Source organism: Pseudomonas sp. CC120222-01a, assembly GCF_003097235.1.
GTDB lineage: Bacteria > Pseudomonadota > Gammaproteobacteria > Pseudomonadales > Pseudomonadaceae > Aquipseudomonas.
This window is the reverse complement of sequence record NZ_QEQQ01000007.1, coordinates 113,451-131,202: the sequence shown is the minus strand read 5'-3', so window position 1 is coordinate 131,202 and position 17,752 is coordinate 113,451. Positions and strand designations below refer to the sequence as shown.

At 57.1% G+C, this 17,752-nt stretch carries 18 protein-coding genes; 5 read left to right on the top strand and 13 right to left on the bottom strand.

What is annotated here, in order from left to right; all coding sequences use genetic code 11:
• Position 1: 1 nt before the first annotated feature.
• From N430_RS11760 to N430_RS11750, 3 genes are all read right to left on the bottom strand, one after another.
• Entirely contained in the window at positions 2–958 is a 957-nt protein-coding gene (locus N430_RS11760) for a DMT family transporter (protein WP_110638731.1), read from the bottom strand.
• Positions 959–1,027: 69 nt separating this feature from the next.
• Positions 1,028–1,432 (bottom strand): heme-binding protein, encoded by a 405-nt coding sequence (locus N430_RS11755; RefSeq protein WP_371922772.1) that lies wholly within the window; start codon positions 1,430–1,432, stop codon positions 1,028–1,030.
• Between the two features lie 54 nt (positions 1,433–1,486).
• Positions 1,487–2,308: an SDR family NAD(P)-dependent oxidoreductase gene (locus N430_RS11750; RefSeq protein ID WP_110638732.1), complete on the bottom strand. Its 822-nt coding sequence runs from the start codon at positions 2,306–2,308 to the stop codon at positions 1,487–1,489.
• 355 nt (positions 2,309–2,663) lie between these two features.
• On the opposite strand from N430_RS11750, the gene N430_RS11745 reads away from it, so the two are divergent.
• Positions 2,664–3,161: a heme-degrading domain-containing protein gene (locus N430_RS11745; RefSeq protein WP_110638733.1), complete on the top strand. Its 498-nt coding sequence runs from the start codon at positions 2,664–2,666 to the stop codon at positions 3,159–3,161.
• 213 nt (positions 3,162–3,374) lie between these two features.
• Here the strand turns inward: N430_RS11745 and N430_RS11740 are convergent, their stop codons facing one another.
• On the bottom strand, positions 3,375–3,983 hold the full coding sequence (locus N430_RS11740; protein WP_110638734.1) for a helix-turn-helix domain-containing protein: 609 nt from the start codon (positions 3,981–3,983) through the stop codon (positions 3,375–3,377).
• 348 nt (positions 3,984–4,331) lie between these two features.
• On the opposite strand from N430_RS11740, the gene N430_RS11735 reads away from it, so the two are divergent.
• Positions 4,332–5,651 carry an MFS transporter gene (locus tag N430_RS11735; RefSeq protein ID WP_110638735.1) on the top strand — a complete coding sequence of 440 codons (1,320 nt, stop codon included), beginning with the start codon at positions 4,332–4,334 and terminating at the stop codon, positions 5,649–5,651.
• 10 nt (positions 5,652–5,661) lie between these two features.
• On the top strand, positions 5,662–6,411 hold the full coding sequence (locus N430_RS11730) for an SDR family NAD(P)-dependent oxidoreductase (RefSeq protein WP_110638736.1): 750 nt from the start codon (positions 5,662–5,664) through the stop codon (positions 6,409–6,411).
• A gap of 240 nt (positions 6,412–6,651) precedes the next feature.
• Here the strand turns inward: N430_RS11730 and yddG are convergent, their stop codons facing one another.
• From yddG to N430_RS11715, 3 genes are all read right to left on the bottom strand, one after another.
• Positions 6,652–7,560, bottom strand: a complete 909-nt coding sequence (gene yddG / locus N430_RS11725; RefSeq protein ID WP_110638737.1) for an aromatic amino acid DMT transporter YddG — start codon at positions 7,558–7,560, stop codon at positions 6,652–6,654.
• 123 nt (positions 7,561–7,683) lie between these two features.
• On the bottom strand, positions 7,684–8,289 hold the full coding sequence (locus N430_RS11720; RefSeq protein ID WP_110638738.1) for an NAD(P)H-dependent oxidoreductase: 606 nt from the start codon (positions 8,287–8,289) through the stop codon (positions 7,684–7,686).
• 112 nt (positions 8,290–8,401) lie between these two features.
• Positions 8,402–9,142, bottom strand: a complete 741-nt coding sequence (locus N430_RS11715) for an aldolase (RefSeq protein ID WP_110638739.1) — start codon at positions 9,140–9,142, stop codon at positions 8,402–8,404.
• Between the two features lie 308 nt (positions 9,143–9,450).
• Here N430_RS11715 and N430_RS11710 point away from each other — a divergent pair, with 308 nt between their 5' ends.
• The gene (locus tag N430_RS11710; RefSeq protein WP_110638740.1) at positions 9,451–10,149 is read left to right on the top strand and encodes a GntR family transcriptional regulator; all 699 of its coding nucleotides are present in this window, start codon (positions 9,451–9,453) and stop codon (positions 10,147–10,149) included.
• A 209-nt stretch (positions 10,150–10,358) separates the two neighbouring features.
• Positions 10,359–10,958, top strand: coding sequence for a helix-turn-helix domain-containing protein (locus N430_RS11705; protein ID WP_110638741.1), 600 nt, complete (start codon positions 10,359–10,361; stop codon positions 10,956–10,958).
• 227 nt (positions 10,959–11,185) lie between these two features.
• Here the strand turns inward: N430_RS11705 and N430_RS11700 are convergent, their stop codons facing one another.
• The 6 genes from N430_RS11700 to N430_RS11675 form a co-directional block, all read right to left on the bottom strand.
• Entirely contained in the window at positions 11,186–11,791 is a 606-nt protein-coding gene (locus tag N430_RS11700) for a helix-turn-helix domain-containing protein (protein ID WP_110638763.1), read from the bottom strand.
• A 113-nt stretch (positions 11,792–11,904) separates the two neighbouring features.
• Entirely contained in the window at positions 11,905–13,233 is a 1,329-nt protein-coding gene (locus N430_RS11695) for an MFS transporter (RefSeq protein WP_110638764.1), read from the bottom strand.
• Between the two features lie 247 nt (positions 13,234–13,480).
• The gene (locus tag N430_RS11690) at positions 13,481–14,335 is read right to left on the bottom strand and encodes a glycine betaine ABC transporter substrate-binding protein (protein ID WP_110638742.1); all 855 of its coding nucleotides are present in this window, start codon (positions 14,333–14,335) and stop codon (positions 13,481–13,483) included.
• 205 nt (positions 14,336–14,540) lie between these two features.
• The gene (locus N430_RS11685; RefSeq protein WP_110638743.1) at positions 14,541–16,013 is read right to left on the bottom strand and encodes an aldehyde dehydrogenase family protein; all 1,473 of its coding nucleotides are present in this window, start codon (positions 16,011–16,013) and stop codon (positions 14,541–14,543) included.
• A gap of 30 nt (positions 16,014–16,043) precedes the next feature.
• Entirely contained in the window at positions 16,044–16,883 is an 840-nt protein-coding gene (locus N430_RS11680) for a proline/glycine betaine ABC transporter permease (protein WP_110638744.1), read from the bottom strand.
• Entirely contained in the window at positions 16,870–17,727 is an 858-nt protein-coding gene (locus N430_RS11675; RefSeq protein ID WP_110638745.1) for a proline/glycine betaine ABC transporter permease, read from the bottom strand. Before N430_RS11675 ends, N430_RS11680 begins: the two co-directional genes overlap by 14 nt.
• Positions 17,728–17,752 lie beyond the last annotated feature (25 nt).

The window sequence follows — 17,752 nt, the reverse complement described above, 5'->3', positions numbered from 1 at the left end:
GTTAGCCTCCGACAGTTTCGGACCTACCAGATGACCGCTCAGGACCACTATCTTTATCAGTCGACCTCGAACCAAAGCGCAGCTCAAAGTGGCCCGCAAGCTGAACCACAGCCACGCCAGCAAGAATCAACAACATTGCAATCCAGGTAGTGGCTGACGTAGGTTCGCCAGCCGCCACACCTATCAAAAGAGCAACCACCGGTGGGATGTAGGTCACCACCGAGGCCGCCACCGCGCCTTCGGTTTCCACCAGGCGGTAGAATGCGATGTAGGCAATGCCGGTGCTGAGTACGCCCAGCCCAAGCACGATACCCACCATCGCAGCCGGCCTGGCCGCAAGGTTGGCAATCCCTGTCATGGGCGTGAGAGCGGCCAGGGTGAGCAAGGTCAACCCCAACTGGTAGGTGGTCAACGCCACGGCCGGTATCTTCAGTGGCGATATGAAACGTTTGGTGTAGACGAACGAGGCACCGAAGCACAGCGCCCCGAACAGCATGAAGGCCACGCCATCGGGATCCACGGCTTGCGCGCTCGACCACGGGGCGGCGATCAGTAGCATGCCGCAAAAGCCCATCAGGATACCCGCGCCTTTGAGCAACCCAAGCCGCTCCTCACGCAGGAACAGCCAAGCGCACAGAAAGGCAAACAGCGGGATCGCACCATTGAGCAACCCCGCAACGCCTGACGGTAGCAATGCCGTACCTGCGGTAATGGCAAAAAAGTAGACACTGCCTGCCAGGATGGACATCGCGGCAAAGTGGTGAAGGTGGCGCATGTGCCGCCACTGCAGCACGCCGGTGAACAGGCCGTAACCCGCAATAGGCAGAAAACCGAACAGCACGCGAATGAAGGTGGTCTGCAGCGGCGTGATCAGTTGCGTCGCCCACTGGAGAAAGGTGTAAGTACAGCCCCAGATGAGGCCTAGCCCCAAGCAAGTCAGTGCCGTGGTTCTTTTCATTGCTAACGCTACCCATGAAAACGCTGAGCAAAGCCCGTCGTGACAACTGGACCTTTCGTGAATATCGAATCAATCGATGACGGCCGCTCCGGCCTTGGCGATCAGGATGTCCTGGTGCGATGCAACGCCAGAAACGCCAATCGCGCCCAGGCACTGCCCTTCGTATCGCAGCGGCAAGCCGCCCTCCAGGCAGGTAAGGCCTTGTACGCTCAATAGGCTCAGGCGCCCCTCCTGGACCATCGTTTCAAAGGCCTTCGAGTCGCGCTTGCCAATGGCCGCGGTTCTGGCTTTCCCTTGGGCAAGCTCTGCACTGAGCAGGCTGGCGCCATCCATGCGCGCGAAAGCCAACAGGCCGCCGCCTTCGTCCACAACGGCGATCGATACCGCCCAACCTTGGGCACTTGCGTGATCTATCGCCTGTTGCAAAATGACGCTGACAACGTCCAGATCCAATGCGTAACGGGTTTGCATCATCCATTGCTCCTTGAAAAAGCAGGGGCGGGTCATCCTCTCAACTCACGTTCCCGTTTAGCTCTTGAAATCAGTCCCGATAGTCACAGATTCCCACCGTGCCATTTCTGCCGTTATCGTCTTCAACTTGCCTTTGGCACGGTCCAAAGCATCCGAACCCAGCAGCAGATGAAGAGGCGGCTCTTCGGTATGCGCCAGCTGCACGATCGCCTCTGCGGCCAGTGCCGGGTCACCGAGTTGGTGCTCATGGAGAGTGGACATCGACTTTAGCGCTGCTGCCACGGTCGGCGAATATTCTGCCAACGCAGCCGTCTCTTGCAGCGAGGTTTCAGCCAGGAAATCCGTACGAAACTGACCGGGCGCTACGGCCGTCACGTGCAATCCTAGCGGTTCGACTTCCTGCGCCAACGAAGCCGAGAACCCCTCCAGGGCGAACTTGGACGCCGCATAGATAGCAGAACCGACACCAGGAGCGCGCCCTGCAATCGAGGTGATGTTGATGATATGGCCACTTTTCTGTTCGCGCAGGTATGGCAAGGCCGTGCGGACGATGCGAATAGGCGAGTAGAGATTCACCTCGAACAACTGCCGGACTTGCGCATCCGATGAAACTTCCACAGCGCCCAGCACGCCGTAACCGGCGTTGTTGACGACGACATCGATCCGGCCAAGACTCTTGAATGCCTCGTGAACGGCCTCCACCACACCCTGCGCATCGCCCATGTCGACGTTGAGGATTCGCAGGTTCTCGCCCATGCCCTGAAGTTCGGGAACTGCTGCCCTCGCAGTGCCTAACACCCGATCTCCTTTTGCCAATGCAGCTCGCGCCATGGCCAAGCCCAAACCGCGGGATACCCCCGTGATGAACCAGTTCTTCATGTAATGCTCCTTTTAAGTGATCAGATGCACCTACCGCCGTCCCGCCATTCGCTTTCGTGACACTGCTGAGCCAGCACCGTGCACCAGCGGGTCAACATTCCTGCTCCCTCGCCAGATAAATATAGACAGTTTATATTTTATTGGATAATTATTTATCTGTTTTTATTGAGTAGCGAATTTTATGCTGCATTGAATGTGTGATGCGCGCCGAGACGACGGCGTGCCACCTGCCAAGGCCGCAGCTTGCGGCCCTAGGTGTCACGGGCAGGCCAGCCATACCGAGCCGTTTGCCCATTCACTCAAGCCCCCAATGCTTCTCGCTTGGCGTGAAGCACCCACAGCAGAGGCGTCTTAAATGGATCTAAAGGAAGAGTTGGCAGTACTGATTCACCAAGAGCAGGTGTTACAGTTCGAAAGCTTCGACGAGGACAACGCCTGGGAGCTAGGAGCCCTTCTCTACAGCAAGGCCACACGCGAGAACTGGCCGCTGGTCATCGATGTAAGGCGCTTTGACCGCCCGTTATTCCTGGCCGCCAGACCGGGCGTCACCGCCGATAACCATGACTGGGTACGGCGCAAGAACAATACCGTTCAACGGTTTCTGCGCAGTTCTTACCGGGTTGCTCACCAGCTCAAACTGGAAGGTAAGGACATCAGCCAGCGCTATCATCTGCCGCCTGCGGATTACGCCAGTTTTGGAGGAGGGTTTCCCATTATCGTTCGCGGCACGGGCCCCATCGGCAGCGTGACCGTTTCAGGCCTGCCAGACAGACAAGACCACCAGATCATCATCGATGCGCTTTGCGCAGTGCTCGGCAAGTCGTCGGAGACGATCTCACTTCCCGCCAGCTGATATCTGGCTTATGCGCAGCGCTTGAGCAACTGCGAGCAACCGCGCTACGCAGTCACTCAAGGGACCCAGGCCCTGGTACAGAACGCCGGAACGCCCGAGCACGCCCCAGGCGACCTAACCCGCCCTTTACCAAAGCGCTGCGTACCATAACGACATGCCCATGATCGCAGCAGGCGCACATCGGCACGAATAACCCACAGGTCATGATGACCTTCAGTAAATCGGCGGCGCGATCACCCACACGACCACAACCTCGGTATCGCCGGTATTCACCCATCGGTAAGGCTCATGGACGATACGGAAGCTATCCCCGGCCTTGAGGCTGAACATGTCGTCATCTATCCAGATATCGAACTGCCCTTTGACGACGTAAATTTCCTCCTCGGTATCCCGGGGCACCGCTGCCGGCCGCGTGGCGCCCTTTGCAAATGTGCTGAGAAACATTTCGAACCTGCCACCGATGTCGGGCGAGAGCAGCTCTTCGGTAATGCCATCAAGAAAGGCGCCCAAGCGGCGCCGGCTATCCGCTCGCACTACCCGCCCCACTTCTGATTGTGGCTTGCTGTCAGCGGTAAAAAACCAACCGAGCGGCACTCCAAGAGCGGCCGCCAGGTTCCTCAAATCAGTGATCGAGATATCGGTGTTTCCTCGCTCCAGCTGGCTCAGAAAGCTGGGAGAACGGCCGGTGGCCAGGGCCAGCTCGGCCAACGTTTTGCCGCGCGCCTTGCGCAGCTTTCGGATTTCGTGACCCCAAGCAGGGGCAGGCTCTGACAACTCGAATCCGCCTTCAATTAAAGCGTCGCCTGCAGCATTACCAGTCATACGAACCTCATCATTCTCTTCGAGCCAGCCCTAGCGAGCGGCAAAAACGCTCCACCGGGGCACGCAGCGAATTTCCACAAAAGACAAATCAAAGCCAATAAATAACCCATATAGAAATTATCTGACATTTTATCAATTTTATGAAAATTTTTTACAAAAAATTATTATTGTAGCTATGTTTGACAGGCGGTCAGCAATACCGAGCGGGAGCCGCCTGCTTCCAAGCGTCCTCATCCATTCAGCTGGATCCTGCAGGTGGGCTCGAACGCTTCTCGTGCGCAGATTCCGACCCAGCAGAGCAATGTGAATGGTTGGGTAACCTCAAACACCAAGCCTGTAGGGACTCACATGGAATTGACCGATAACGGCATACGCAACTCCTCAATCGATTTGCTCGAATCCGCCTACCGTCGCATGAGCTGGCGATTGATACCTTTCTTGTTCCTCTGCTACATCCTGGCGTACTTCGCACGGATCAACGTCAGCTTCGCGAAACTGCAGATGCTGACCGACCTGAACATTTCAGAAACGGCCTACGGCTTGGGTGCCGGCATCTTCTTCATTGGCTATGTGGTGTTCGCGGTACCGAGCAATCTGATTCTGGAGCGTGTCGGGCCGCGCCGCTGGATCGGCACATTGATGGTCACCTGGGGCTTATTGACAGTGGCCATGATGCTGACCTCTGACGTGAGCAGCTTCTATGTGTTCAGATTCCTGATCGGCGTTGCCGAGGCAGGTTTTTTCCCGGGGGTGATCTATTTCTTCACTCGTTGGTTCCCCAGTGAGCGACGCGGAAGAGTCATTGCGATGTTCATGGCAGCTGCGCCGCTGTCCAGCGTCATCGGCGGGCCAATTTCTGGCTGGGTAATGCAAGCCATGACTTGGGGCGCCATGGGCCTGTCCAACTGGCAATGGCTGTTTGTGATTTACGGCGTGCCCACTGTTGCTGTAGGGCTGATGGTCAAGCACTGCCTCCCCAACAGTTTCGAGGAAGCAACGTTTCTCAGTTCAACGCAAAAACAATTGGTGCGCCAAGCGCTGCAGCGTGACCTCGCCAAAAATGTTCCCGCCCCGCGAGCAGGCCACTCCCGGCTAGCGTTTCTTCGCTCACCGGTGGTCTGGTACTTCAGCATGGTGTACTTCTTCATAGAGATGGGTGAGTACGCACTGGGTTTCTGGATGCCAACCATTATCCAGAACTCCGGTTTCTCAGACCTGCGATCAATCGGCCTGCTCAGTGCTGTGCCCTACCTGGTTGCCAGCATTGTAATGATTGTGGTGGGTCGCTCCTCGGATCTGCGCAGAGAACGTCGCCTGCACCTGGCGATCTCACTGTTGATAGGCATGGCTGGCCTGATCATCGCGGCTCGCTTCGCTCATCATGGCGCCGTCGCAATGGTTGGCCTGACATTGGCTACCTGCGGAGTGATGGCCGCCTTCCCTGTGTTCTGGAGCGTACCCACGACACTTCTGGGGGCAAGCGCGGCCGCAGGCGTAGCACTCATCAACTCCATCGGCAACCTCGCGGGACTGGTCAGCCCCTGGTTGGTGGGCTGGACCGTGGACCTTACCCACAGCACCGACCTGGCGCTTTACATCGTCGCGGCCTGTGCTTTTCTCGGTGCAATGCTGTTCGCATTCGCACCTTCAACATTCAATAAAGGTTGAGGATCACTTTATGTTGAATGGCAAAATTGCGCTTGTAACCGGTGGCGGCCGAGGGATTGGCCGCGGTATCTGCGAAAAATTCCTCGCCGCCGGCGCGCAGGTGGTCATTGCACAGCGCCAACCGCTTGATGGGGCATTGAGTGACCACCCAAACGTAACTTGGGTCGAGGCTGATTTGGCCGTATCCAAGGCGCCTGCCACTATTGCGGCAGCAGTGGCAGACAAATTCGTCGGCCTGGATATCCTGGTCAATAACGCCGGCATCATGTTCGAAAGCAGCCTGGACGACATGGCCGAGTCAGAATGGGATCGCATGATGGCGATCAATCTGCGGGCACCGGTGTTTCTGGTGAAATACTTGCTGCCGCTACTTCGGGGACGTGGGGGTAGTGTGATCAACATCAGCTCGATAGAAGGGCTAGGCGCCAATCCGCTGCATACGGCCTACTGCACCTCAAAAGCCGGCGTGCACGGGCTTACTCGAGCCCTTGCGGTCGACTTGGGTACAGAGGGGATCCGGTGCAATGCCATTGCACCTGGGTGGATTAATTCTGCGCTCAGCAAGGCCTATCTCGACGAGCAGCTCGGCGAAGGCGCAATGGCAAATCTGCTAAACCTTCACCCCGCCGGCCGATTGGGAGAACCGGCAGACATCGGTGACATGGCCTTGTTCCTGGCGAGCGATGCCGCATCCTTCATTACCGGCCAGGTGATGGTGGTAGATGGCGGTCGCACCATCAAGCTGCCATTACCCCAATAAGGTGGCCTGCGCGCGCATGAAATCGAGGCTCATCAGGCTAACCCGCCAAGCGTGACAGGGTTCGTCAACGGTCAACGGGGCACATTCCTGGCGGGCTGAGCGTTCGCTCAACCCGCCAGGGAAAACTCCCCAACCTGAGAGCCCTCCCCGCCGCTGCCTTGACGTGGGTTTCAACCGTATCAGACACGGGCAAATGCGCTGCAAAGGCCAGAGCCTTCCGCCCGGCAATCGCGAGGTAGCTCAATCCGCTTGGGCAAGGCGAGCCGCCGGGTGCTGCCGGGTCGCACCCCAACAAAGCAGTGAACCCAAAGTCACCAGAAGCGTGCCCTGCCAGAAATGCACCGAAAGTTGAACATCGAGCCAGAATGCGGCGAATAAAGAGGAAAAGACTGGCCCAAAGTAAGAAACCGTAGAGAGCAGCGTGAGGTTGCCGCGCAAGACGCCAATATTCCAGAGGGCGTAGCCCAGGGCGAAGGACAGGCTCGCCGCTACGAGCTCAAGCGTACCCCTGAACGTCAACGTAATGGCCCGCTCATCACTGAACGCATAGTCCAGCCATAATGCCAACGCCGTCACAGAGAAAAACAACGTGACCAAGTTCTTACCGTTCGCATATTTGCGCGTGACATTGCAGTACAACGCAAAGCTCACTGCCCCGAGTGTCGCCAGCCCGAAGCTCAGTGCGTTAGCCTCGATAGCAGCAAGGAAACCCACCCCAGTCAGCGTATCCCCACTCACTACCCAGGCAATGCCAACTAACGCCATCAGCGTGCCCGGAATGACCGGCCACCTGGCAGGCTGGTTGTTCATTACGATGGCGATCAGAACGGTCAAACTCGGCCAGAGATAGTTGACGATACCGACCTGGATAGCCTGCTGGTCAGTACCGGCGTAGCCGAGCGCGAGAGAGAAAGCGACCTCAAACAGCACAAACATGCCTGTACCCGCTAGCAAATAAAATCGGGAGATCCCTCTTAGCCTCGGTCTTCCCAACAGCACCGCAAGCATCACGGCACCGAGTGTATACATCAACGCAGCGCCGCCAATGGCGCCAAATGTTTCGCTGACACGGCGAAGTAACGCGACTGCAGTGCTCCAGATCAGAATTGCCAGCAGCCCGTAACTGGTCGCCTTACGCTCACTTTCCATGCTTGGACCCAACATCCATCGGTTATTTTAGAGTCACTGCGCAGTCAATATCCCAGCAATCAGGTGCCCGCCCGTGAACATCAGCACCTGATGCCCAAGGCCGGGCCCACTTCGTTCCGCGCCTTACAGCGAGGGTTGCGAGGGTTCGAACAAGGACCGGCCAATCTCGGCGGCCGTCAGCAAGTGAGCGCCCGCGGTGCCACTCTCGGACTCACCCAACAGTCGCGAGCTTACGATCTGCGCACCGCAATAGCCGAAAATGCCGTGCTCAATCTGGGTGTTCATCGCCTGGTCGTAACCATGGCGTGCATAAGCTTCAGCGCCAGATGCCCCCAGCGCGACCAGGTGCACGCGCAGGTCCCTCAACTTGCTGGATTCAGGATTTTCTACGCCGAAATCAAAGGCCCACCCATTGCAGAACACGCGATCTATCCAGCCTTTGAGCAACGCCGGCATCGACCACCAGTAGACCGGGAACACCAACACCAATGCATCGGCGTTATCGATGCGCTGCTGTTGCGCGACAATATCGGGTGCTACCGGTGCAACGCGATGGTACGTATCGCGATCCGAAGCGGTAAACCGCGGGTCGAACCCCTCCTTGGCAAGGTCAGCGATCTCACAGGTGTGCTGCGATTCATACGATGAAACGTGCTCGGCAATAGTGGCCGCTACACGATGTGTAAGCGAATCGGGGTCATGATGTGCAACTACAATAAGGGCGTGCATTAACACTCTCCATACAGGTCAGGTGCCAATCCAAAGGCGATTGGTCACCACCTCTCGAAATGACGAACTCCGGGAAGTGCTCACGTTCGAGATATTAGGACGCAACACGGGATTACTTTATCTTGCGGCTGAGCGCCTCAAAGAAAAGCTCGGACTGCAGCCGCTCACTGTCGACCTGACCCGCCACCATTTTTGCAATGCCCGCGTCGGCTGGACGCAGTGGCAATCCGGTCGAGCGCGCAAGGACTTCTGCATTGCACGCGCGCTCCAGGTAGTAAAGGTCGTCGTATGCATAGTCAATGCGCTCAGCGCAGACAACCACCCCGTGGTTGCCCAGGAACACGATATCGGCACCGTTCATTGCACGCGCGATTCGCTCACCTTCGGAGTGATCCAGCGCAAAGCCGTTGTACTGTTTATCGACCACTGTACGCTCATGGAACCGCATGGCGTTCTGCGAGAGCGTCGTATCCAGCCCACCGGCTTCGGTCAGGGTCAGCGCTGTCGCATACGGCATGTGCGTATGCAAGACACATGTTTTCTTGGCAATGCGGTGAATTGCTGCGTGAATGAACATTGCCGTAGGTTCAATTTCATGCCGCCCAGCGATGCGGTTGCCGAAATCATCCACCAGCACGATGTCGTCCGCCTGAACTTCTTCCCACATCAACCCCCTCGGGTTAAGCAAGAATAAGTCCGGGCGCCCTGGGAGGGTGACACTGAAGTGGTTGCACACGCCTTCGGCGAGCCCATGATAAGCGGCAGCTCGCAACGCCAAGGCGAGATCCTGACGCAGAATTCTGACTTCAGTATCGTGATACAGGTCCTGCTCGACACTACTCACTACTTTCATGATTCACCTCTGAAGGTTGCTGGGACGCTGATTTCGAGCTGCCGGCAATTCTGGCACTCAGCCGCTCACCGTCTATTCAATGCCATTGTTGCTCGCAGCCTTGCATTCACAACGGGTACCGCCCGATGAAAAGCTAATCTCAACACCGTTTATTGTCAACAATCATCAATCAACACATTATAATTCAATGATTTAGATGACGCATCAGTACTTTTTTTCGTCGCATCATCTATCCTCAGCCAGGCAAACGTGTACAAAATCCCCTTTGCAGTGCTATATCTCGGTCCGCAAACATCAGGATCCCTGCCATGAAACCGACACAGCTTCGGCCCATCTCGAAGCTCTCCGCTGAGCAACAAGCGACCGATAGCCTGAGGGAGTCCATTCTTTCGGGCTATCTGAAACCTGGAGAACGCATCACCGAAACCGCCCTCGCCGATCAGTTGGGGATCGCCCGTGGCACCCTTCGTACCGGATTGAACAGGCTGGCGACCGAGGGCATCGTCGTTCAAACCCCGTATGTGGGATGGGAAGTCGCCAAGCTGACGCCATCCGATGTGTGGGAAATCTGGACGTTACGAGGCAGCCTTGAGCGCTTGGCCGCTACACTCGTGGCGCAAAAGAAAGATGCCGAGGTGTTGTCCAAGGTTAAAAATGCATTCGACACCCTTTTGAATGCTTGCGAAAAAGGCTCAACCAAGACCATTAACCAATGTGACTTCGCCCTTCATCAAGCCGTTATCGAAGGCACCGGCCACCAGCGGCTCATCAGGCAGTACGCCCTGGTTCAACAGCAAATACGATGGGTCATCAGTTCGACGAACGTGCTGATGCACCCCACCACCGATACTATCCTTGAGCAGCACAAGGCGTTCGTACAGGCCATCCTTGATGGTAATAGCGAACGAGCCGGAGAGCTCGCCTGGCTGCACAATGCGTACGATGGGGAACGCCTTGCCGATTTGATCGAGGGGGCCGATCGCGCCCACTCAACAGCCTCTCTATGAACGCTGCAAAGTACGCCCCACTTTAGGTAACGCAGCGATCAGGTTGCCCGGCCGGCAGCTGGAAATGCCGCCGAGCTGCTGCGCCATTGTGTTAGCGAAGCCATACTCATATTCTCTGTGCAGCGAAGAAGCGAAAAATTTTCTTTGATGCAAAGACATGTTTCGCTATTTTTCGTTATCTGACTCCACGTAAACGATTAGGAAAAAAAATGGCAATCGAAGACGCGGGTTCCGGCCAGGGGCACGATACCTACAAAGATCGCGTCATGCTCGGGCAGGAGATCCGCAAGCTACGGAAGGCCCGCGCCAAGACCCTTGCAGAGGTCTCTGAGGCAACAGGGCGTTCGGTCAGCTTCATCAGCCAGCTGGAGCGCGGCCGAGCAGAGATACCCATCTCGGACCTCAAGCGCATTGCGTTGACCTTGGGTGTTCCTCTGAACTGGTTCTTCACATCCGAAGCGCAACCACCTGCCGAGGTTGGCAGGGTTGTACGCCTGGGCGAACGTCGACGGCTTGGCCCGGCTTCAGGTGGAGGGGCTGATGAATTGCTCTCTCCAAGCGTAGGCGGGAAATTCGACATGTACATTTGTACCATGAGCCCTGGCGCCTCAAACGGGATCAAGTCTGCCAAAGAAACCGAAGAGGAAGGTTATGTGATAGCCGGTGAACTGGAAATGTGGATCGGTGACAATTGCTTCCAGTTAGGCGCCGGAGACAGCTTCCGCATCGCGCAGGAAACCTACCGGTGGGAAAACAGGGGCGAGGCCGACGCCGTCGTCTTGTGGGTCATAGCCCCGCCTGCCGGTTGAAATAGACACGTCGGCAGTTGCGGATGCAGGCCGAGACCCTGTAGCCGTTCAGAATTGCAAAAAAAAGGGGCTGGCGCATTCTCCGTCAGAACAATGCCGGCCCCTGAAAGGGATAACGCTTGATGGTTTTTTTGTTAGTGATTTCTTTGCGCAACGCGTGAATCAAGCACAGTACGCAACGCCAAGCGCATTGCCCCACTCGCCGTTCAACCTCCTTAGCCGGCAGATCAATACGCAGGAGAGGCAATCACCCACACCGCTAACGCTTCGTTCTCAGTCCTGTTGGCCCAGCGATACGGCTCGTTGGCAATTCGGAAACTGTCACCGGCCCTGAGATTGAATTCATTGTCCGCGATCCACACCGTCAGCTCTCCGGACATCAGAAACCCCTCTTCTTCCCCGCCCCGGGGGGGCACGGCTTCATAGCTGGATCCAGGCGCAAACGTGGTCAGGTACATTTCAAACTTGCCGCCAATGCTGGGCGATAACAACTCTTCATCGACGCCAAGCGTCACAGAGCCCACACGACGACGCGCCCGGCTCCTGACAATCCGCCCTATCTCGTTCTCTGGCTGCTCGTCCGTCCTGAGAAACCAGGCTAGCGGCACCCCCAGCGAGAGCGCGATACGCTTGAGATCCGAAATCGGAATCTCCGCACGCCCGCGCTCAAGCTGACTGATGAAACTGACTGAACGACCTGTGGCGAGGGCGATTTCCGCCAGCGTCTTGGCCCTGGCCCTGCGCAGTTTTCGAATTTCCTCGCCGAGGGCAACGCGGCCGGTGATGGCGTTACTGTCGTACGCATCTGCGAGCTCACTATCATCGCTTTGCATTTTACCTCCCGCCTTGCCCTGGTTAACCGCCATTGCTGGCGAAGTTTACTAGTTAAGATTCAATGACACTCCAGCACTGAATCAACCATTTAAATTATCGGTGATTGATCTAGTCAGTTCAGAGCAGCGGCCTGCTGCAAGTTCAAAGAACTTGTCTCGGGAGCCATCATCCAAGAGATCACCAAGCCAACCAAGGTAATCAGAATGGCAATATAAAGTGTTTGCTCGACACCCAGGCTTTCCAACGAAATCGGAACCAGGTAGGTGCCCACTGCCGCGCCGATTCTCGAGAACGCAGTGCCAACGCCTACGGCCAAAGCACGCATTTCGGTAGGGAAAATCTCATTGGGATAGACCAGCGCCAACACTTGCGCACCGCCCATGAACAATGCGTACAACGAGAAGAACACCACCACCAGCATCCCATGACCAGCCGGATTGAAAGCCAGACCTGAGAGTGCAAGCGTCGACAGCAGGAAACTGTAGATCAGCATGTTTCGCCGACCGATATGATTGATCAGCCAGGTGCACACCAGGCATCCCAAAACGAAGAACACCGTGATGACCACCGACCCCAGCGAACCCATGTTGCTGTCGAGCTTAAGTGCTGCCAGCACTTTGGGCGCAAAGGCGTACACAGCGAACACCGGCACGATCGAGCACGTCCAGAACATCACCACGAAAAACAGCCGTTTGCCATAGCCGGAACGCAGCAGAGCACTCAGCGGCAGACGTTGCTCTGCGCTAGCCTCAGGCAAGTTGGCCAGTGAGAACTGTGGCCCATAAACGCGTTTGATCACCAGCTCAGCGGCTTTGGCCCGACCCTTGGCAATCAACCAACGTGGGGATTCCGGCAAACCCACACGGACCATGAACAGAAGCGCACCAAAGAACGCGCCACTGGCCAGCGCTATGCGCCAGGCGTCACCTACGCCACTTCGCAGGATCAGCTCACCTACCGCGTATGCGCAAGCTGCACCAATAAACCAATTCAACGCCAGTGCTGCCAGGCGAGGGCCACGGCTGCGGCGTGGCATGAATTCGACCAACATGGCGGTGGCCACAGGGTACTCGATACCCACGGCAACCCCGATCAACAGTCGCATGGCAAACAACATAGGGGCTGATTCAACCCAGAGATGCGCCAACGAGGCAAACATGAAAATCAGCGGCCCCACGAAGAGGATACGTTTACGTCCCAGCTGGTTGGTAAGCCACCCCCCCAGCAAACCGCCAAAAAAGATGCCGATCAAAGCCGCTGCAGCGATCATGCCTTCCCAAAAGCTATCAAGCCCGGCTGCCAGAGACATCTGCAACATCACCACACCGACGATGCTCAGGACGTAGCCGTCTACGAAAGACCCACCCCAGGCAGCAACAGTCAGCTTTTGATGGAAGCCACTGAGGGGCACGTCTTCAATAGAAATACTGGATTTTTTCATCATTGTTTTTTCCTTAACCAGGCCAACAGCGGCGCAGCCCCCCCCCTACACTGGTGATCGCAAGATCAATCAGCGGTGCACTGCGCGCTAGCCGAACTGCAACATGTGCTACGTCAACATGACTAATGAGCAAGTTATCTTTGACCCGCGGCTCTCGCCGGGCAGACGCTACTGAATCGAACGCTACCCGACGAGTCACACGACTGTGTAGCGGGCTATAAATGCCCGCCCACATTCAGCAACACTATCAGTCGGGCTTGGAGAGTTCCGACCAACGCTGGGTGACATCGGCATTCGCCTTCCACCACCTTTCCGCTGCTTCGTCGGCGCTAATACCTTCATTCATTTCAGCATTCATGTGCGTGACATCGTCGATAGAAACGAACATGCTGGCCAGAGCTTCACGCGCGTGAGGGTTCTTCAGGGAGAAGCCTTTCTTGGCAATCCAGTAATAGCTTTGTGGTGGAGCAAAGATATGCTTGGGGTCATCAAGGAACTTGACGTCGTATTTGTAGACCTGCCAAGACGGTTTCCACAGCACAGTTACAATCGGTGCCTTGCGCTGGATAGCCCCTTCGAGCTCGGCGGCCATCGCTGCAGTACTGGAGTCAATGACGGTGTAGTCAAGTGGATATTGCTTGACCGCCTCCTTCAGCTCACGCATCAAGCCTGAACCCGGTTCGATACCGACGATCTTGCCGCCAACTTGGTCCTTGATACCGTTCAGCTGATCGATCGAGTCGATATTCATGTAGCTGGGTACGACGATGCCCTGCCTAAGGCCGTGGGAGGCCACAGAGACTTTCTCCAGGCGGTTCTTGTTCTTCTTCCAATAGTCGAAGGCGACGTAGTTGATCTGAGAGACCATCAGATCAATGTCACCGCGGGCGAGCGCAGCGTAGGCGATGCCCCACTCCGAAAAATTGGTAATTTCGACTTTGTAGCCTTCCCTCTCGAGAACGCGTTTGCCCACGAAAACCAGAGAACTCTGGTCTTCCCATCCCATGGCGCCTAATTTGATAGTTTTCAACTCGTCTGCGTTGGCAAAGGCGCACGCACACGTCATAAGCACAATCGCAAGGATTTTCTGAAACACACTCATTTTCACATTCCTCAGTACTGACTTGTCGTAGTTCTGGCAGGTTTTTTATTTTTTTGCAGTGTGATGTCGCCACCCGCTTGGGGCATTGATTCTTGTTTTGGTGAAGCGCTGAGTTCTCCTTGAGCCATGAAACTATTGCATTACTCGACGATCTCTTCGTCAACCCATACATCAACGGAGGCTCATGAAGAGCCCCCGCGGATGATCACTTGATGTACCAACCCCATGGAGCTGGCGTCACGTAGCTGGTGACTTGCTTGGTTTCCAGGTAGTTGTCCAGCCCCCATGGGCCCAGTTCACGGCCAATGCCGGACTGTTTGTAGCCACCCCACGGTGCCTCGGTGAAGCCAGGCTGCGAGCAGTTGACCCAGACAATACCGGCGCGCAGCGCATTGCTGACGCGTTCAGCGCGAGCTTGGTCCTGGGTCATCACCGCGGCGGCCAGGCCGAAGCGGCTTTCATTGGCCACTTCGATAGCTTCGGCTTCAGTCTTGAACGAGCGCACACACAGAACCGGCCCGAAGATTTCCTCAACCCAGGCATCGCTATCGAGCTTCAGGTCTGCCAACACCGTCGGTTCGTAGTAATAGCCCTTGTCGAAGCCTGGCGCACGACGGCCGCCACATACAACGGTCGCACCTTCCGAGCGAGCGCGCTCGACGGCAGCACTGACCTGATCCAGCTGCTTCTTCGAGACCAGCGGGCCTAGCAGCGTACCCTCATCTTTGCCGTTGCCGATCTTGATCTTGCCAGCCTCATCGACCAGGCGTTCAAGCACCTTGTCGTACACCGACTCGTGAATCAGCACACGCGAGGTTGCGGAGCAGACCTGGCCCTGATTCCAGAAAATGCCGAACATCATCCACTCGACCGTGGCTTCGATATCGGCGTCTTCGAACACTACCATTGGGCTCTTGCCGCCCAGCTCCAGGGTTACGCGTTTCATATCGGTCGCCGCTTCACGCATGATCTGCGAACCGATTGGGCCAGAACCCGTGAACGCTACCTTGTCCACTTGCTTGTGCTTGACCAAAGCGTCGCCAGCGACGCTGCCACTGCCGGTCAGTACGTTCAGCACACCAGCTGGCAGTTCGGCCTGTTCAGCAATGGCGGCCAGTTCCAATGCGGTGAGCGAAGTCAACTCAGCGGGCTTGAGCACAACCGTGCAACCTGCAGCCAAGGCCGGGGCGACTTTCCACGAAGCCATCAGCAGTGGGTAGTTCCATGGCGTGATCGCACCGACCACCCCCAATGGCTCGCGGCGGATACGGCATGCGAAGCGATCATCGGAGACGGCGATGGCGTGCTCGTCGTTATCCAGCTCTTCAGCCAGCTTGGCGTAATACTCGAAGCATCCCGCCGAGTCGCCAACGTCCCACATAGCCTCCGGCAGCGGTTTACCGTTGTCCAGGGTTTCCAGCGCAGCCAGCTCTTGCTGGCGCTCGCCAATGATTTTGGCAATACGACGCAGGTACTGTGCACGCTGCTTACCTGTAGTGCGCGACCAGCCATCCTGATCGAAGGCACGACGGGCAGCTTTGACCGCCAGGTCGACGTCTTCAGGCGAGGCCGAAGCGAACTGGTGAACGACCTCCTCGGTTGCCGGGTCTACAACATCCGCTTGCTTGCCGTTAGCGGCATCGCGCCATTGACCGTCGATATAGAGCTTGGTACGCATGCTAACTCCCTTGTTCATGATGGGTGTACTTCAAGTGTTCAAATAACGGGCGGGCACCGAGCCGCGACAGATGCGGTCCAGAATCAGTGCCAACACCACGATGGCCAAGCTGGCGCGCACGCCCAGGCCAAACTCCATGCGGGTCAATCCCCGTGTTACTTCCGAGCCCAACCCACCAGCCCCCACCAGGCCTGCAAGCACAACCATGCCTAAGGACAACAGCACGCACTGGTTGACGCCAACCAGCAAAGTCGGCAGCGCTGAGGGCAGCTCGATCTTCCAGAAGATTTCACTGGGCTTGGCACCGATGGCGGCACCCAGCTCAAGGCGATTGATAGGCACCTGCCGGATGGCCAAAAGGGTCAGGCGGATCATCGGCGGCACCCCAAACACGATGGTGGCGAGCAGCGCCGGGACAGTACCCAAGCCGAACAGTACGACGGCGGGCACCAGGTAAACCCACGGAGGCATGGTTTGCATCACGTCCAGACAAGGCCGCGCCAGCGCCTCTAGCAACCGGCTGCGCGATATCAACACACCGACAATGATGCCGATCACCAGCGAGAACGCCACGGCCACCAGAATCAGAGCAAGTGTCTGCACGGCGGGCTCCCACATCCCCATGACCAGGCAAAGCCCCAGGCCAAAGAGGCACAGAGCCCCGCCGCGCCACCCCGCCACCAGGAGCGCGAGCAGCGACAACACCGCAATCGTCACCCACGACGGGGCAAACGATAGGCCCGACGCAATGCCGCTGATCAACCCGTCGAAGAAGCCGGCGACTGCCTTGAAACCATCGTGAAAGTTGTTGTTGAGCATACTCAGGAAGGGCGCGATCAATGCGCCAGGCGAAACCTCAGGCGTTGCCATGGGCGGGCTCCTTACTGGTGTTGCAAAGGCCTTGGGAAATGCGGTCGAGTACGATGGTCAGAACCACGATGGCAATGCCGGCATTGACCGCAGCATCGATTTTCATCGTCCGCACAGCTTCATAGATGGTCTGACCCAGGCCGCCAGATCCGGCAATACCGGCAATCACGACCATGCCAAAACTGAGCATCAGACTTTGGTTGATCCCCGCGAGGATGGAAGGCATGGCAAAGGGCACACGAATCTTGAACACTTGGCTGGTCGCGGTCATACCCACCGCAGCACCGAGTTCGCAGAACTGCTTGGGCGTGTTGAACACACCATGGGCGGTGAGGCGGAACGCCGGCGGTATTGCCACCAGGCAAGTCGCCCAGATGGCCGTCGCAGGCCCGTACCCCAGCAATGCAATGCCTGGGAGCAGGAAGATGTACAACGGCACCGTCTGAATGAAGTCCATCAGCAGTTCAGCGCCCTTTTTCCAGCGCGCCGAAAGCCCCACCAGCACGCCGAGCGGCACCGCGATCACCAGCGCGATCAGGGTCGAGGTGAATACCAGCGTGAGGGTGGCCATGGTTTCCTGCCACAACCCCATGAGCTGGCACAGCCACAGCCCGAGCACAGCCACGACAGCAAAACCCATGTTGACGACACGCCAGGCTGCAACGCCGATGAGCGCGCACAGCGCCCACCAAGGTGCGAGCAGCAACAGCGCGTTGAGCATGGCGTAGAGCCCGGTCATCACACTGCTGACGGCATCGAAGAACGCACCGCCGCGCTCGACCAGCCAAGCCAGCAAGTTTTCCACCTGCAGGTCGAATTGTTCGATAAGGTCAGGCATCGCCAGCCTCCTTGGAACGTTGAGAAAGACC

What these genes read in the sequence shown, in the direction of transcription:
- N430_RS11760 (WP_110638731.1), bottom strand. Translation starts at nt 958, where the DNA reads ATGAAAAGAACCACGGCACTGACTTGCTTGGGGCTAGGCCTCATCTGG.
- N430_RS11755 (WP_371922772.1), bottom strand. Translation starts at nt 1,432, where the DNA reads ATGATGCAAACCCGTTACGCATTGGATCTGGACGTTGTCAGCGTCATT.
- N430_RS11750 (WP_110638732.1), bottom strand. Translation starts at nt 2,308, where the DNA reads ATGAAGAACTGGTTCATCACGGGGGTATCCCGCGGTTTGGGCTTGGCC.
- N430_RS11745 (WP_110638733.1), top strand. Translation starts at nt 2,664, where the DNA reads ATGGATCTAAAGGAAGAGTTGGCAGTACTGATTCACCAAGAGCAGGTG.
- N430_RS11740 (WP_110638734.1), bottom strand. Translation starts at nt 3,983, where the DNA reads ATGACTGGTAATGCTGCAGGCGACGCTTTAATTGAAGGCGGATTCGAG.
- N430_RS11735 (WP_110638735.1), top strand. Translation starts at nt 4,332, where the DNA reads ATGGAATTGACCGATAACGGCATACGCAACTCCTCAATCGATTTGCTC.
- N430_RS11730 (WP_110638736.1), top strand. Translation starts at nt 5,662, where the DNA reads ATGTTGAATGGCAAAATTGCGCTTGTAACCGGTGGCGGCCGAGGGATT.
- yddG (WP_110638737.1), bottom strand. Translation starts at nt 7,560, where the DNA reads ATGGAAAGTGAGCGTAAGGCGACCAGTTACGGGCTGCTGGCAATTCTG.
- N430_RS11720 (WP_110638738.1), bottom strand. Translation starts at nt 8,289, where the DNA reads ATGCACGCCCTTATTGTAGTTGCACATCATGACCCCGATTCGCTTACA.
- N430_RS11715 (WP_110638739.1), bottom strand. Translation starts at nt 9,142, where the DNA reads ATGAAAGTAGTGAGTAGTGTCGAGCAGGACCTGTATCACGATACTGAA.
- N430_RS11710 (WP_110638740.1), top strand. Translation starts at nt 9,451, where the DNA reads ATGAAACCGACACAGCTTCGGCCCATCTCGAAGCTCTCCGCTGAGCAA.
- N430_RS11705 (WP_110638741.1), top strand. Translation starts at nt 10,359, where the DNA reads ATGGCAATCGAAGACGCGGGTTCCGGCCAGGGGCACGATACCTACAAA.
- N430_RS11700 (WP_110638763.1), bottom strand. Translation starts at nt 11,791, where the DNA reads ATGCAAAGCGATGATAGTGAGCTCGCAGATGCGTACGACAGTAACGCC.
- N430_RS11695 (WP_110638764.1), bottom strand. Translation starts at nt 13,233, where the DNA reads ATGAAAAAATCCAGTATTTCTATTGAAGACGTGCCCCTCAGTGGCTTC.
- N430_RS11690 (WP_110638742.1), bottom strand. Translation starts at nt 14,335, where the DNA reads ATGAGTGTGTTTCAGAAAATCCTTGCGATTGTGCTTATGACGTGTGCG.
- N430_RS11685 (WP_110638743.1), bottom strand. Translation starts at nt 16,013, where the DNA reads ATGCGTACCAAGCTCTATATCGACGGTCAATGGCGCGATGCCGCTAAC.
- N430_RS11680 (WP_110638744.1), bottom strand. Translation starts at nt 16,883, where the DNA reads ATGGCAACGCCTGAGGTTTCGCCTGGCGCATTGATCGCGCCCTTCCTG.